At 67.5% G+C, this 13564-nt stretch carries 12 protein-coding genes and 1 tRNA gene; 7 read left to right on the plus strand and 6 right to left on the minus strand.

The window, feature by feature from the left end; all coding sequences use genetic code 11:
- Nucleotides 1-330: 330 nt before the first annotated feature.
- Nucleotides 331-3585 (plus strand): bifunctional diguanylate cyclase/phosphodiesterase, encoded by a 3255-nt coding sequence (locus tag ACWPN5_RS03575; protein ID WP_145682256.1) that lies wholly within the window; start codon nt 331-333, stop codon nt 3583-3585.
- A 25-nt stretch (nt 3586-3610) separates the two neighbouring features.
- Here the strand turns inward: ACWPN5_RS03575 and ACWPN5_RS03580 are convergent, their stop codons facing one another.
- The 4 genes from ACWPN5_RS03580 to sfsA form a co-directional block, all read right to left on the minus strand.
- Nucleotides 3611-4036 carry a tellurite resistance TerB family protein gene (locus tag ACWPN5_RS03580; protein ID WP_200477347.1) on the minus strand — a complete coding sequence of 142 codons (426 nt, stop codon included), beginning with the start codon at nt 4034-4036 and terminating at the stop codon, nt 3611-3613.
- A gap of 84 nt (nt 4037-4120) precedes the next feature.
- Nucleotides 4121-4912, minus strand: coding sequence for a RadC family protein (gene radC / locus ACWPN5_RS03585; RefSeq protein ID WP_200477346.1), 792 nt, complete (start codon nt 4910-4912; stop codon nt 4121-4123).
- A gap of 72 nt (nt 4913-4984) precedes the next feature.
- A complete protein-coding gene (gene map / locus ACWPN5_RS03590; RefSeq protein ID WP_145682254.1) occupies nt 4985-5818 on the minus strand; it encodes a type I methionyl aminopeptidase in 834 nt (277 codons plus the stop codon).
- Nucleotides 5819-5889: 71 nt separating this feature from the next.
- Entirely contained in the window at nt 5890-6618 is a 729-nt protein-coding gene (sfsA, locus tag ACWPN5_RS03595) for a DNA/RNA nuclease SfsA (protein WP_200477345.1), read from the minus strand.
- 91 nt (nt 6619-6709) lie between these two features.
- Here sfsA and ACWPN5_RS03600 point away from each other — a divergent pair, with 91 nt between their 5' ends.
- Together ACWPN5_RS03600 and ACWPN5_RS03605 are read left to right on the plus strand one after the other, a co-directional pair.
- Nucleotides 6710-7486 (plus strand): competence/damage-inducible protein A, encoded by a 777-nt coding sequence (locus tag ACWPN5_RS03600; RefSeq protein WP_492294271.1) that lies wholly within the window; start codon nt 6710-6712, stop codon nt 7484-7486.
- Nucleotides 7487-7571: 85 nt separating this feature from the next.
- Nucleotides 7572-7832, plus strand: coding sequence for a hypothetical protein (locus tag ACWPN5_RS03605; protein ID WP_247888259.1), 261 nt, complete (start codon nt 7572-7574; stop codon nt 7830-7832).
- Nucleotides 7833-7883: 51 nt separating this feature from the next.
- Here the strand turns inward: ACWPN5_RS03605 and ACWPN5_RS03610 are convergent, their stop codons facing one another.
- The gene (locus tag ACWPN5_RS03610; RefSeq protein WP_186466028.1) at nt 7884-8051 is read right to left on the minus strand and encodes a hypothetical protein; all 168 of its coding nucleotides are present in this window, start codon (nt 8049-8051) and stop codon (nt 7884-7886) included.
- A gap of 187 nt (nt 8052-8238) precedes the next feature.
- Between ACWPN5_RS03610 and ACWPN5_RS03615 the strand changes: the two genes are divergently transcribed.
- From ACWPN5_RS03615 to ACWPN5_RS03630, 4 genes are all read left to right on the plus strand, one after another.
- Nucleotides 8239-8321: transfer RNA gene (locus tag ACWPN5_RS03615), tRNA-Leu, on the plus strand.
- Nucleotides 8322-8496: 175 nt separating this feature from the next.
- Entirely contained in the window at nt 8497-9114 is a 618-nt protein-coding gene (locus ACWPN5_RS03620) for a hypothetical protein (protein WP_492294273.1), read from the plus strand.
- A 273-nt stretch (nt 9115-9387) separates the two neighbouring features.
- Nucleotides 9388-9864 carry a bacterioferritin gene (gene bfr / locus ACWPN5_RS03625; protein WP_200477342.1) on the plus strand — a complete coding sequence of 159 codons (477 nt, stop codon included), beginning with the start codon at nt 9388-9390 and terminating at the stop codon, nt 9862-9864.
- Nucleotides 9865-10024: 160 nt separating this feature from the next.
- Entirely contained in the window at nt 10025-10294 is a 270-nt protein-coding gene (locus tag ACWPN5_RS03630; protein WP_145682249.1) for a hypothetical protein, read from the plus strand.
- A 100-nt stretch (nt 10295-10394) separates the two neighbouring features.
- Here ACWPN5_RS03630 and ACWPN5_RS03635 read toward each other — a convergent pair whose 3' ends face one another.
- On the minus strand, nt 10395-13421 hold the full coding sequence (locus tag ACWPN5_RS03635) for a transglycosylase domain-containing protein (protein ID WP_492294276.1): 3027 nt from the start codon (nt 13419-13421) through the stop codon (nt 10395-10397).
- Between the last annotated feature and the right edge of the window lie 143 nt (nt 13422-13564).

Here is a 13564-nt window from a genome sequence, read left to right on the forward strand (position 1 = left end):
TCCGGGGGTGGCGGACCTGAACGCTTCGGCGGCGGGCGGGGGGCGCGTCGGGACTGTGCGGCGGCGGAAACCGCCCCCGGCTGCCCGCGCGCGGGACCATAACCGCGCCGGACGGCGCTGCAAAGCCCCTTCGGAACTCCGAGGAAAGCGGGCTGCGCGTCATAAGGTTTCCACGCGCGCGGCGCTCTTCGCGGAAAAGTCGCAGAGACTGGCAATTCGTCGCGCCGTCTTCTTCACCTTGATCTTGCCGAGTCCCGGCTACGCGCACTAATGATGTGGAATATGCGCCGCGGCCGGGCAACGCCGGGCGTGGTTCCAGGAGGGCTCTCGTTGTCCGATCCGATCGCCGAGTTGATGCGCGAGCCGTCCCGGACTTCGGACGAGAGGCGCCTGTACCGTCTCCAGTTCCTGGCCTCCCTGTTTCTGGTCGCGGCGGTGGTGCTGGGCTTGGGCGCCTACTTCATCTGGCAGCACCGGATGGATTTCGAAGCCGACCTGATCCAGACCGAGGCCCGCTACCGGGAGGAGCAGCGTCGGACCCTGCAGGAGGAGCTGGAGAACGCGCGCTCCTACCTCGCCTACATGCGGTCGCGCACCGAGCCGCTGCTGCGCGCCGAGCTGCGGGCCAAGGTGGACGAGGCCTACGGCATCGCCTGGACCATCTACGAGCGTGAGAAGGAGTATCTGCCGGAGGTGTCGATCCGGCAGTCGATCAAGGAGACCCTGCGCCCCCTGCGCTTCTTCGGCGGGCGCGGCTACTACTTCATCGACGACATGCAGGGCACCTGCGTGCTGCTGCCCACCGACCCGCAGCGGGAGGGCCGCTCGCTCCTCGACAACCGCGACGACCAGGGGCGCCCGATCATGCGCAACCTGATCCGTGCCGTGGATGATCCGGAGATGCAGGGCTTCACCCGCTACCGCTGGTACGCGCCGGGCAACCCCCACAGCATGTCCGACAAGTTCGCTTACGTCCGCCGCTTCGAACCGTTCAACTGGCTGATCGGCGCCGGCGACTACATCGGTGCGGTGGAGGAGAAGCTGCAGCGCGAGACGCTGGAGCGGCTGCGTGCCCGGCGCTTCGGGGATTCGGGCTTCATCGCCGTCCTGCGGGAGGATGGCGAGGTGCTGCTCTCGCCGACCTCTCCGGCGGCGGAGGGGAAGAACGCGCGCGACCTGCCCTGGGAGACCGAACGGGATCTGGTCACCCGCCTGCTGCAGGCCGGGCTGTCGGGCGGCGGGGAACTGCGCTTCGACTGGGTGCATCCGGTCACCGGGCGCCCGGCGCCGAAGCTGTCCTACGCCACGCCGCCGGACGTCTGGGGCTGGGTGCTGGTCGCCGGCTTCTACGCCGACGACGTCGACGCCGTGATGGCGCAGCGGCGGGCCGAGATCGGCGCCGGCATGAAGAAGCGCATCCTGACCACGGTGGCGGTGCTGGCGCTGGCGCTGGGCGCGTCGGCCGGGGTGTCCTGGCTGGTCACCGGCTGGGTGCGCCGCATCGTCCGTGGCTACCAGTCCAACATGCGGGAGAGCGACAGCATGCTGCGCGAACGGGCGCGGCAGCTCTACCTCGCCAACTTCTTCGTCGACCATGTGTCCGAGATCGTCGTGCTGGCGGACTCGGAGCTGCGCATCGCCTACGTCAATCCCTTCGGCTGCGCCGCGCTGGGCGCCCCGCTGGCCGGGCTGGCCGGCGGCCATGCCGACCTTCTGGAACGCTTCCGCGACGCGGCCTCCGAGGCGTCGGCCCATTACGAGACGCTCTACCGCACCCGCGACGGGCGCGTTCTGGAACTGGAGGTGACGGCCAGCCGGGTCACCTACGAGGGCGACGCCTACTACTGCGCCATCGCCCGCGACATCTCCGAGCGCAAGCGCGCGGAGTGGGAGCTGCGGCTGTCCGCCAAGGTGTTCGACAACGCCGCCGAGGGCATGGTCGTCACCAACGAGAAGAACCGCATCGTCGCGGTCAACGATGCCTTCTGCCGGATCACCGGCTACAGCCGCGAGGAGGTGATCGGCGGCGATCCGGCCATGCTCGCCTCGGGCCGCCAGGACGGGATCTACTACGCCGACATGTGGGCGAAGCTGAAGGAGGAAGGCCACTGGTCCGGCGAGATCTGGAACAAGCGCAAGTCCGGCGAGGTCTATCCGGAGTGGCTCAGCATCCAGGTCGTGCGCAACGAGGCGGGGGAGGCCGTCAACTACATCGCTGCCTTCTCCGACATCACCGAGAAGCGCGCCCAGGAGGAGCGCATCCGGCATCTGGCGCAGTACGACTTCCTGACCGACCTGCCCAACCGCTTCCTGCTGCGCGACCGGCTGGAGCGCGCGATGCTTGCCGCCGACCGGCACGGCAGCAAGGTGGGGCTGCTGTTCGTCGACCTCGACCGTTTCAAGACCATCAACGACAGCCTGGGGCACGGCGTCGGCGACCGGCTGCTGCGCGCGGTGGGGGCGCGGCTGCTGGAGACGGTGCGGGCCAGCGACACGGTCAGCCGCCAGGGCGGCGACGAGTTCGTCATCCTCCTCAACGACCTGGACGGTCCCGACGCGGCCTGCTCGGTGGCCCGCAAGGTGCTGCGCGCGATGACCGAGTCCTTCCCGGTGGACGGGCACGAGTTGCAGATCTCCCCGTCCATCGGCATCGCGCTCTATCCCGACGACGCGCCGTCCATCGACGCGCTCCTGAAATGCGCGGACATGGCGATGTACGCGGCCAAGGAGGCGGGGCGCGCCAACCACCAGTTCTTCACGCCGGAGCTGAACAAGCGGGCGTCGGAGCGGATGTGGCTGGAGAGCAACCTGCGCCACGCCCTGGCCGACAACGAACTGGAGCTGCATTTCCAGCCGCAGTTCGCGGTGGACGGCCGCCGCCTCGTCGGGGCGGAGGGTCTGCTGCGCTGGCGCCGCCGCGACGGCACGATGATCCCGCCCGGCCAGTTCATCCCGGTGGCCGAGGACACCGGCCTGATCCAGCCGATCGGCGACTGGGTGCTGGGCGAGGCCTGCCGCCGCGCCGCCGACCTGCTCGCCCGCGGCCATCCGCTGCTCATCGCCATCAACCTGTCGGCGGTCCAGTTGCGCCGCCCCGGTCTGGCCGACCGCGTGGCCTTCTGGCTGGACGCCTACAAGGTGCCGGCCCGCTGCCTGGAGCTGGAGGTGACCGAAAGCGTCCTGATGGACGAGTCCGACATGGTGACCGGCACCTTCGCCCGGCTGCGCGAGATGGGGGTGGCGCTGGCCATCGACGATTTCGGCACCGGCTATTCCAGCCTCAGCTATCTGAAGCGCTTCCGCGTCGACAAGCTGAAGATCGACCGCTCCTTCGTGACCAGCCTGACCGACGGGTCGGACGGCGGGGCCATCGCCGAGGCGATCATCGGCATGGCGCGTTCGCTGCGCATGCAGACCCTGGCCGAGGGGGTGGAGACGGAGGAGCAGTTCGGCGGGCTCGCCCGGCTGGGCTGCGACCAGATCCAGGGCTATCTGCTGGGCCGCCCCATGCCCTACGACGATTTCGTGGCCTTCATCGCCCGCCATGCCGACACCCCGGAAGCGGTCGGGGAGTCGGTCGGCTGACGGGCGATGCGCCGCGAGGTTGGTCCTACGCGCCCAGCACGCTGCGGTCGTTCTTGGCGACCAGCGCCTGGAAATAGGGGCCGAGCTTCGCGTCGTCGAGGCCGAAGGCCTGCTGGAAGCGCGCGATCAGATCGCGCTCGCCCTGTTCGGCCTGGCCGTCGGCCATGGCGCTGTCGATCATGTTCAGCAGAATGCACAGCCGCTGCTGTTCGCTCAGGTTCGGCGTGGCGGCGGCCAGGAAGGTGTCGGGCGGGGTGCTGCGCGCGTATTTGAAGCAGCGGTCCAGCTCTTCGCGCGTGGCGCTGCGGCCCATCACCGACAGCAGATGGCCGACCTCCTCCGGGTCCAGCTCGCCGTCCGCGCCCATGCAATAGATCAGCGAGACGACCAGCGTCCGGCGGGGGGTGAGATCCAGCGGCGCCGATCCCTTGAACATGTCGAAAAGGCCCATGGTGCTACCTCTGTGGTGACGAACGCCGCACATATGGGGGCGTCGGTCCGGGCAACAAGATGGGACTGCAGGACAGGGTTGCGGCTACAGCAAGCCTTGGGCTTTGAAGCTGACGTGCTTGCCCTTGCCGACGATGACGTGGTCGTGCACCGCGATGCCCAGGCTGTGGGCGGCGCGCAGGATTTCCTTGGTCATCTCCACGTCGGCGCGGCTGGGGGTGGGATCGCCGGACGGGTGGTTGTGCACCAGGATGATGGCGCTGGCCGACAGCTCCAGCGCGCGCCGCACCACCTCGCGCGGGTAGACTGGGGTGTGGTCGACCGTGCCGGTCTGCTGCACCTCGTCGGCGATCAGCTTGTTCTTGCGGTCGAGGAAGAGCAGGCGGAACTGCTCCGTCGGCTGGTGCGCCATGGCGGCGGTGCAGTAGTCGAGCAGGGACTGCCAGTTGGCCAGCACCGGCCGATCCATCACCCGCTGCCGCATCCCGCGCAGCGCCGCCGCCCCGACCGCCCGCAGCGTCGCGACGGCCTTGTCGGAGGCCAGCGAGACCTCCCCCACGCAATAGCCGCGCAGGCGGGGCGGCGGGGCGTTGACCACGCTCCAGAGGTCGCCGAAATCGCGGATCAGCGCCTTGGCCAGCGGCTTCACGTCGCGGCGCGGGTTCACCGCGAAGAGGATCATCTCCAGCAGCTCGTAGTCCTGGAGCGCGTCCGGCCCGCCGTCGAGGAAGCGGGTGTAGAGGCGCTGGCGGTGGCCCTTGTGATGGGCCTCCTGATGAGCCTCCTCCGCGGAGACGTCCGCGGGCGGCTCCAGCCCGGGAAGCTCCTGGGCCTCCTCCGCATCCCCCGACCGCTTCGCGCGTTTCCGTCCCGCCATCCCGACGCCACCATACGAGTGTGTGCGTCGGGACTATACCTCTTCCGCGCGAAAATCACATCCGCGGGGATATCAAACGGCGGCGGTCGCTTCCTCGGCCGGGACGGCGTAGGGGGGCTTGTGGAAACCGGCGGGGGACAGGGTGAAGATCTCGCAGCCGTCTTTGGTCACGCCGATCGAATGCTCGAACTGGGCGGACAGCGACTTGTCCTTGGTCACCGCGGTCCAGCCGTCGCCGAGGATCTTCACGTCGTAGCGGCCGGCGTTGATCATCGGCTCGATGGTGAAGATCATGCCCTCGCGCAGGACGGCGCCGGTGCCGGGGTTGCCGAAATGCAGGACCGACGGCGGCTCGTGGAAGACGCGGCCCAGCCCGTGGCCGCAGAAGTCGCGGACCACCGAGTAGCGGTGGCCTTCCGCGAAGGTCTGGATGGCGTGGCCGATGTCGCCCAGCGTGGCGCCCGGCTTCACCTGATCAATGCCGATCATCAGCGCGTCGTAGGTGACGTCGACCAGCTTCTTCGCCTTCACGCCGACGTCGCCGCACAGATACATGCGGCTGCTGTCGCCGTACCAGCCGTCGAGGATGGGCGTGACGTCGATGTTCAGGATGTCGCCGTTCTGCAGCCGCTTGTCGCCGGGGATGCCGTGGCAGACCACATGGTTGACGGAGATGCAGTTGGCCTTCGGGAAGCCGCGGTAGCCGAGCGGCGCCGGGACGCCGCCATGGTCGCGGATGTATTGCTCGAGCAGCCGGTCCAGCTCGCCGGTGGTGACGCCCGGTTGGACGTAGGGCGTGATGAAATCGAGCGTGGCCGCGGCCAGCCGTCCGGCCTTGCGCATGCCCTCGAAATCCTCCGGCCCATGAATCCGGATGCGATGGGAATCGAGGTCGTCGTGGTCCAAGAGAATCGTCCCCTACAGATCAGGTCCCAGGAAAACGCGCCGGCGGGCCCGGCGGTGAACATGTAGCGCGGTCAATCCGTGCGGATCGGCAGCGGCCGTTCCAGCTCGATCGCCTGCGGGGTGATCCTACAGGACCAGCACACGGCTTCCACCCCCGATTCGAGCGCGAGGCGCAATCCGGCGGCGTAGGCGGGGTCGATGTCGGCGGCGACTCGGAAGTGGGTGCAGTCGGCGCGCTGCACAAGGTAGACCATGACCGCCCGCGCGCCCTGGCGGACCATCTCGGCCATCTCCACCAGATGCTTGGCGCCGCGGGCGGTCACGCAGTCCGGGAACTCCGCGGCCTGTCCGTCGCCCCGCGCGGGGCGGCGCAGATGCACGTTCTTGACCTCGACGTAGGCCGGCGGCCGGGCCTCGTCCTCCAGCAGGATGTCGATGCGGGAATTGCGCCCGTACTTCACCTCGCGGCGCAGCCGGGCGTAGCCGGCCAGTTCCGGGATGGTGCCGGCGGCGATGGCGGCGGCGACCAGCCCGTTGGGATGCGACGTGTTGACGCCGACGAGGCAGGGCGCGTCCGGATCGTCCAGCGCCTCGACCAGCTCCAGCGTGTGGGCGAGCTTGCGCTTGGGGTTGTCCGACCGCGACAGCCAGACGGCGGAACCGGGGATGTCCACCCCGATCATGCTGCCCGAGTTCGGCACATGGGCGGTGACCAGGGCGCCATCGAGCTCCACGTCGGCGAGGAACCGCTTGTAGCGGCGGACGAGGCGGCCTTGCAGGAGGGGGGTGGGGAAGAGCATCTTGGGCCCTAGGTTAAAGCGCGCCCCCGCCGTCCGGCAAGCCCGCCGGTCCCGTCATTCCCGCATCAACCGAGAACGGAGCCGACTCCGCATGTCCTCCCCCACCGCCGCTCCCAACCCGACCGCCGCCGTCCTCGTCATCGGCAACGAGATCCTCTCGGGCCGCACCAAGGACGCCAACCTGCCGCACATCGCGGAGAAGCTGGCCGGCATCGGCGTCCGCCTGCGCGAGGCGCGTGTCGTGCCGGACGTCGAGGAGGAGATCATCGCGGCGCTGGACGCCCTGCGCGGCCGCTACGGCTACGTCTTCACCACGGGCGGCATCGGGCCGACCCACGACGACATCACGTCGGCCTGCGTCGCCAAGGCCTTTGGCGTGCCGCTGGAGCGCAACGCCGAGGCGGTGGCCCGGCTGGAGCGTCATTACGGCGACCCGTCGAAGCTGAATGAGGCGCGGCTGCGCATGGCCAACATCCCGGCCGGCGCCTCGCTGATCGACAACCCGATCAGCGCCGCGCCGGGCTTCCGCATCGGCAACGTCTTCGTCATGGCGGGCGTGCCCAACATCATGCAGGCGATGCTCGACGGCGTGCTTCCGCAGTTGGAGGGCGGGCCGGACCTGCACGCCCGCACGGTGGCCTGCGAACTGGCCGAGGGGCAGATCGCCGCGGACCTCGGCGCCCTGCAGGACCGCTACGCCGACCTGGAGATCGGCAGCTATCCCTATTTCCGCAACGGCTTCTTCGGCGTCAGCCTCGTGCTGCGCGGTACCGACGAAGCCCGCGTGGTGGCGGCAACGGAGGAGTTGGCTGGCATCGTCCTGCGCTTGGGCGGTACGCCGAACGTCACGGTGGGGACCAAAGGCTAGACAAGTCTCTAGGACGCCAAGCCGTCCTTGGTCATATTGTCGCCGCCATGGGTAATTCTATGTTGAGGACTGGGACGTGACGGTCATGAAAAGTCGTGCCATGAAACCCTTCGAAAAAGCGGCGATCCTGTTCTTGCTGAAGCATCTGGCCTCCGGCGTGGCCGGGGCTGTTGTCTTGGCGACGGGGCTTTTGATTCTCGACGTCGCCAATCTGGCGACTCTGATCGGAAACAGCGATCACGGCGTTGTTGCCGCGATCATGCTGTATGCCAGCCTCATCCTCACCTTCGGCAGCGTGGCGATGGGCATCGGCATCATGACGATGAACGAGGACACGCGTCCCTGATAGCATGGCTCTGACCGGTGCCGGGCGGGCCTCCGTCCGGATGCGGGCCGCTCAGAACGGCCCGAAGCTGTCGTAAGCCCAGACCAGCGCCACGATGGCGGCGATCCAGACCGCCGCGTAGGGCAGCCAAGTTGTGCGGTTGCGGCGCAACGCCGCCGGCACGATCAGCACGGCGACCATCAGCACACTCACGACACCCAGCCAGTTGATCGATTCCAAGCTCACCTCCCTTGAACGCCAGGGTTGCGGGGATTTTTGCGTGTCCGGCGCTTTAAACGCGCTCAATCCTTGACCAAACGCCCGCGGATTGTCTAAGTCAATCCAGCGGAACGGCGGGCTGCATACAATGATATGCAACTCCGGCGGGCGGGTGCAACCCGTCTTCCAAGCCGAGCCGCGACGGTGCGCGGGCGTGGCGGAATTGGTAGACGCAAAGGACTTAAAATCCTTCGCTTCGGCATGCGGGTTCGAGTCCCGCCGCCCGCACCATACCTCCGGTGACGAAAACCCCATGGCGGCACATGTGCCGACGGCGGCGTCGATGCAAGAGCCGTGAGGCAAACCGTCTCGGATTGAATTCCCCGTTCGCCCCGTCGCGTCTGGTTCCTATACTCGCATCGGTGGTGTTGAGCGGGGCCGGTGCCCCCTGACATGGAAGGGGGCGATGGTGCGTTGGGGCTTGCTTCGTGGTGTGACGGTGTCCGGTTTGATGACGCTTGCGGCGTCGTGCCAGACGACGGGCTACAACAGCGGTGAGCGGGTGGAGATCGATTGTGAGCGTTCGCCGATCCAATCCGGTTGGGGCGACGTCTTCACGCCGCCTTGGGGCAAATGTCACCGCACCACCGCAAGAAAAGTGGAACTGATGATAACCTCGCACAGCCGGTACTTCGAAATTCCGGGTGGCTATGGTTATGCGGCTTATCAGAGCGCCGATAAGAACACGTATATTTTCCAGCAGAGCGTGCGAGACATCGCGCGTCTCTACAAAAACAGGACAAGAGGTTCCTTGGGTTGGGAAGAGCCAAGGACGGAGTCCTTTGCCGGGCTGGATTACCAAGTGCAGCGTTTTACGCTGCGCCGGCAGTCCTGCGCGGTTTATCTGCTCAACGGCGCCCCGATGCCGATGTATCCCGGCTACCGGGACAGAGCGTTCGGATATGTCTGTGCCAATCGCTTGGAGCGGGAGGTGCTGGAGCGGCTGCTGACCTCCTTCAGCTACGATATTTCCCGTGCGGAGAACGCTCCCGTCATCCTTCTGCCTGTGAAGAAAACCGGATGAGTGCCGCTTCGACTTGCAGGCACGGGGACGCCACGCTTGTCTGCAAAGAAGATCATTAAGGATTGGTCGCATCAGTCTCTGTCATATGGCGCGTCACGGTCGTTCATGACAGTCGGCTCTGAGATTCACTCTCAGTGTCATCGCTGGATTTAGCAAAAGCTGATGCGATTGTTCTGACTGTTGCTTTCCAATCGGTTGCCAAGACTCCGCAAATGGGGCATGGTCATTCCAGAAGCGTTGCGATTCAACCAACAAACCGCATGGAGGCAGGACGTGAAGGGCGATCCGCAGGTCATCACCCATTTGAACAAGATCCTGACCAATGAGCTGACGGCGATCAACCAGTACTTCCTGCATGCTCGCATGCTGAAGAACTGGGGTCTGAAGCGCATTGCGCACAAGATCTACGAAGAATCCATCGACGAGATGAAGCACGCCGACAAGATGATCGAGCGCATCCTGTTCCTGGAAGGTCTTCCCAACCTTCAGGACCTGGGCAAGCTGATGATCGGTGAGGACGTGCCGGAAATGCTCGGCAACGATCTGAAGGTGGAGCACAAGGCCCGCACCGACCTGATCGACGCCATCACTCTGTGCGAGCAGGTCCGCGACTACGAGACGCGCGCGCAGCTCACCGAACTGCTGGACGACACCGAGGAGCACATCGACTGGATCGAAACGCAGCTCGACCTGATCCAGCGCGTCGGCATCGTCGCCTACCAGCAGGAGCAGATCTACGGCGAGGGCTGATCCGCTCGAAGCCAGCCGGAGTCCGATTGGGGGGGAGGCGTGGCCGTGGGCTGCGCCTCCCCCTTTTTCGTGGGGCGGTGGGGTGGTTTCGGCAACGCCTTGTTAACCATGGTCTCGTAGCGTGCCGGTTTCCGCTTCAGTTTGCACGGGAACCGCCATCATGCTCCCCATCACGTCCTTGCAGGTTGACGACCTGACGCCGGAGGAGACCGCCGCCGTCGCGCACGCCTATCTGGCGGCGCTGGATGAGAGCGACCTGGACCAGGGCGATCACGAGAGCGCCTTCGACCGGGCGCTGGAGACGCTGCGCGGTTACCGTCCCGGCCTGCCGCAGAACATCGCCGCGGCGGAGCTGGAGTTGCTGCTGGCCTCCCTGCCGGCCGCCGTGCCCCCGGGCGTGTCCCCGGCGCAGGAGCCCGCCCTGGCGTAAGGCGCGCCCGGCCGTCTGCTCCCCGGTTCATGAAAAAGGCCCGCTCCGGTTTCCCGGGGCGGGCCTTTTCAGTTCCGGGTGTTGGCCATAGGCCCGCCGGTCACAGCCCGGTCTGCGGCTTGCCGGTGTCGGCCGTCTTGGTCACGCCGGGGTCGATGAGGGGCTGCAGCGCCGGGGCGATGCTCTTCAGCAATTGGGCGGGCAGGGCGCTGGTGAAGCGGTAATTGTCGGCCTCCGGCCCGTGGACGAAGGCGGTCATGGTCCCGAAGAAGCGGTCGCCGATGTAGAAGGCGAAGGTCGCCGTCCGGTTCACCGCCCGCGACTCGATCAGATGCCCGCCGGGGCCGTAGCGGTCCAGCCGGTGGTCGCCCGTACCGGTCTTGCCGCCGATCGGGATGACCGCCCCTGAGGAGTCCTTGAAGGAGCCCCAGACGCGCTTGGCCGTGCCGTTCTGCGCCACGTCCATCAGCGCCTTGCGCAGGGTGGCCGCGACCTCCGCCTTCATCACGCGCTGGCCGCGCAGCTCGCCCAGCCCGACGACGGCCTCGTAGGGCGTGCCGGCGGCGAAGTGCAGCTTGCGCACGCGCACGGTCGGCTGGCGGACCCCGTCGTTCTGGATGATGCCGACCAGTTCGGCCAGTGCCGCTGGGCGGTCGGCGGAGCTGCCGATGGCGGTGGCGAAGGACGGGACGAGCGTCTCGAAGGGGTAGCCCAGCTTGCGCCACTGCTCGGTGATGCGCTGGAAGGCCTCCTCCTCCAGCCCGATGCGGATGCGGGTGTTCTGGGCCGACTGGCCCTTCTTGAACAGCCAGCGGTAGCTTTCCTGGCGCTCCTGCACGCTGGCCTCCAGCACCTCCTGCCGCTTGGCGTCGGGGCGCTTCTGCAGGTAGGAGACCAGCCACAGCTCCAGCGGATGGATGCGCGCCAGATAGCCGAGGTCGTTGAGCGGAAACTTGTCCGGCCCGTATTTGCCGTAGAGCGACGCGATGTCGCCGTCGTCCAGCTTGGCGTCGGGCAGGCGGGCGCGCAGGAAGGCGCCGAACTCCTTCACCCCGGCCTGCGGGCGGACGGTGCGGAAGATCACCGACAGGCGGTGCGGCATGGGCCGCGACCGGGCGGCCAGCATGTTCAGCATCGCGTCCGGCGTGTGCTTCCGGTAGCTGTTGTAGAAGCGGTTCAGGAAGTCGCTGCCTTCCTTGTCGGCGAAGCGGGCGAGATAGGCCTGGCGGGCGGGGTGGTCGGGGTTGTGCAGGATGTCGGTGCTGTCGTCGCCGCCCTCGGACAGATAGAACTGCACGACGTCGCGCATCATGCGGATGAAGGGCAGGTTGACCGAATTGCGCAGCGACTCGGTCACGCTCAGGATGCTGCCGTTGTCCCGCGGGTTGAAGTTCACGAAGCTGTGCAGCCCGCCGCCGGTGAAGAAGGCCTCGCCGGGGTTCGCCGAATAGCGGCGCTCCATGGCGGCGTCGAGCATGGCGCTTAGACCGCGGTTGGCGGAGGTTGCCAGCCAGTTCGCCGCCCAGCGTGTCAGGTTGTCGGACGCTTCCTCCTCCACGTCGGCGAGGAAGTCCTTGGGCAGGTGGGCGTAGCGGGTGTGCAGTTCCGCCACGATCTCCAGATAGGTCGCCAGCGTGCGCAGCTTCGCCGTGGAGCCGAGGTCGAGCTTGGCGCCCTCGTTGATGTCCAGCGGCTGGTCGAGGTTGTCGGCCTGGACGCGCAGGTAGTTGGCGTCCGGCCCGCGCTCGTACAGCGTGACCGAGTAGATGATCTTCGACAGGTCGCTGCCCTTGGTGTCGAGCAGACGTTCGCCGGTCAGCCCCATCTGCGCGGCGAAGGCCGGGTCGCCGAGCTTCGCCAGAACCTCCACCACGCGCTGCTGCGCCGGGGCGTCGAGCGTCGATTCGGCGGTCAGGTCGATGCGGTCGAGCTGGTAGAGGCTGGACACGCCGAGCATGGAGAGAAGCCGGGCGCGGATGGCGTTGGGTGCCTTCTGCTCCACGAAATTGGCGGTCTGGGCCTGCGGCGGGTCCTCGCGGAACTTCAGCGTCAGGCCGAGCGCCGCGTCGCGCAGCGCGGTGTCGATCACGCCCGCGCCGTGCAGCACGCGCAGATGGCTGTCGGCCAGCCGCTCCAGCGCCGGACGGTCCTGGATCAGGTAATGGGAGGGGCGGCGCTGGGCGAGCAGAAGGCTCAGCACCTGCTTGTAGGCCAGCGCCTTCAACTGCAGGGCACGGGCGTCGGCGGGCTCCTCCGACAGCACCTTCTCGGCCATGGCGAGGTCGGTGCCGAACCAGGCCCACAGCCCGTCGCCCAGCCCGTTCACCTCGCCGAAGCCGGGACGCCCGGTCAGCGGGGTGGAGTTCAGATAGTCGATCAGGATGCGCCGGCGGTGGGCGCCGGTGTCCTCGCCGTCCAGATAGGCGCGGGTGCTGGCCGAGATCATCTGGCGCAGCTTTTCCGTGGCGCCGCTGGTCTGGCCGTCGGGGGAGTGGCGGTACTTCTCGATCTGGGTCGCCAGGGTCGAGCCGCCGGGGGAACGCTGGCCCGGCTTGACCCACTGCACCGGCAGCATGGCCACGGCCCCGGCGAAGCGGTCCCACTCCACGGCGGGGTTGCGGCGCGGCTCGTCGGTGTTCAGCAGCTCGCGGTTCTCGATGAACAGCAGCGTGGCGGCGACCAGCGGCGGCACGTCCTCGAACTTGGCGAAGACCCGCTCCGGGTAGCGGGCGGAGAACAGCGCGGTGCCGTTGCGGTCCAGCAGGGTCAGGCCGGCGCGCGTCTTCTCGTGGTAGATCGGGAAGCCGCCGGCGGCCATGAACTGGTCGAGCGTCGGCGACAGATGCGCCTGCATCTCCACCGCGTACATGTCCGAGGTCAGCGAACGCAGGTAGCCGGGCAGCCCGACATAGCCCATCCGCTCGTTGTAGGGCCCCTGGGTGGGGTGGCGCGCGGCGGGGTTCGGCCCCTCGCCCAGCGTGTAGGTCATGTCCTTGGCGTAGCCGGCGAGCAGGCGGGCCTGCAATCGCGACGTGCGCATCTCCTCCTGCGCCAGGAGGGCGCCGCCGCCCAGCGTCGCCGCCAGCGTCACACCCCAGATCGCGCGTCGCACCCACAACCGTGTCATGTCCGGCTCCAGCCATGACCGCGGGGCAAGACCCGCGAATTGGTTAAAATGCTCGGTAAAATGGCCGAGCGATAGGACCGGAATGTAGAGGTGCCTTGGTTAACAACCGGTGTAATCCCTGGCCCTTCGGGTGTGCGAGTCCG

Source organism: Azospirillum sp. UENF 211521 (genome assembly GCF_058780535.1).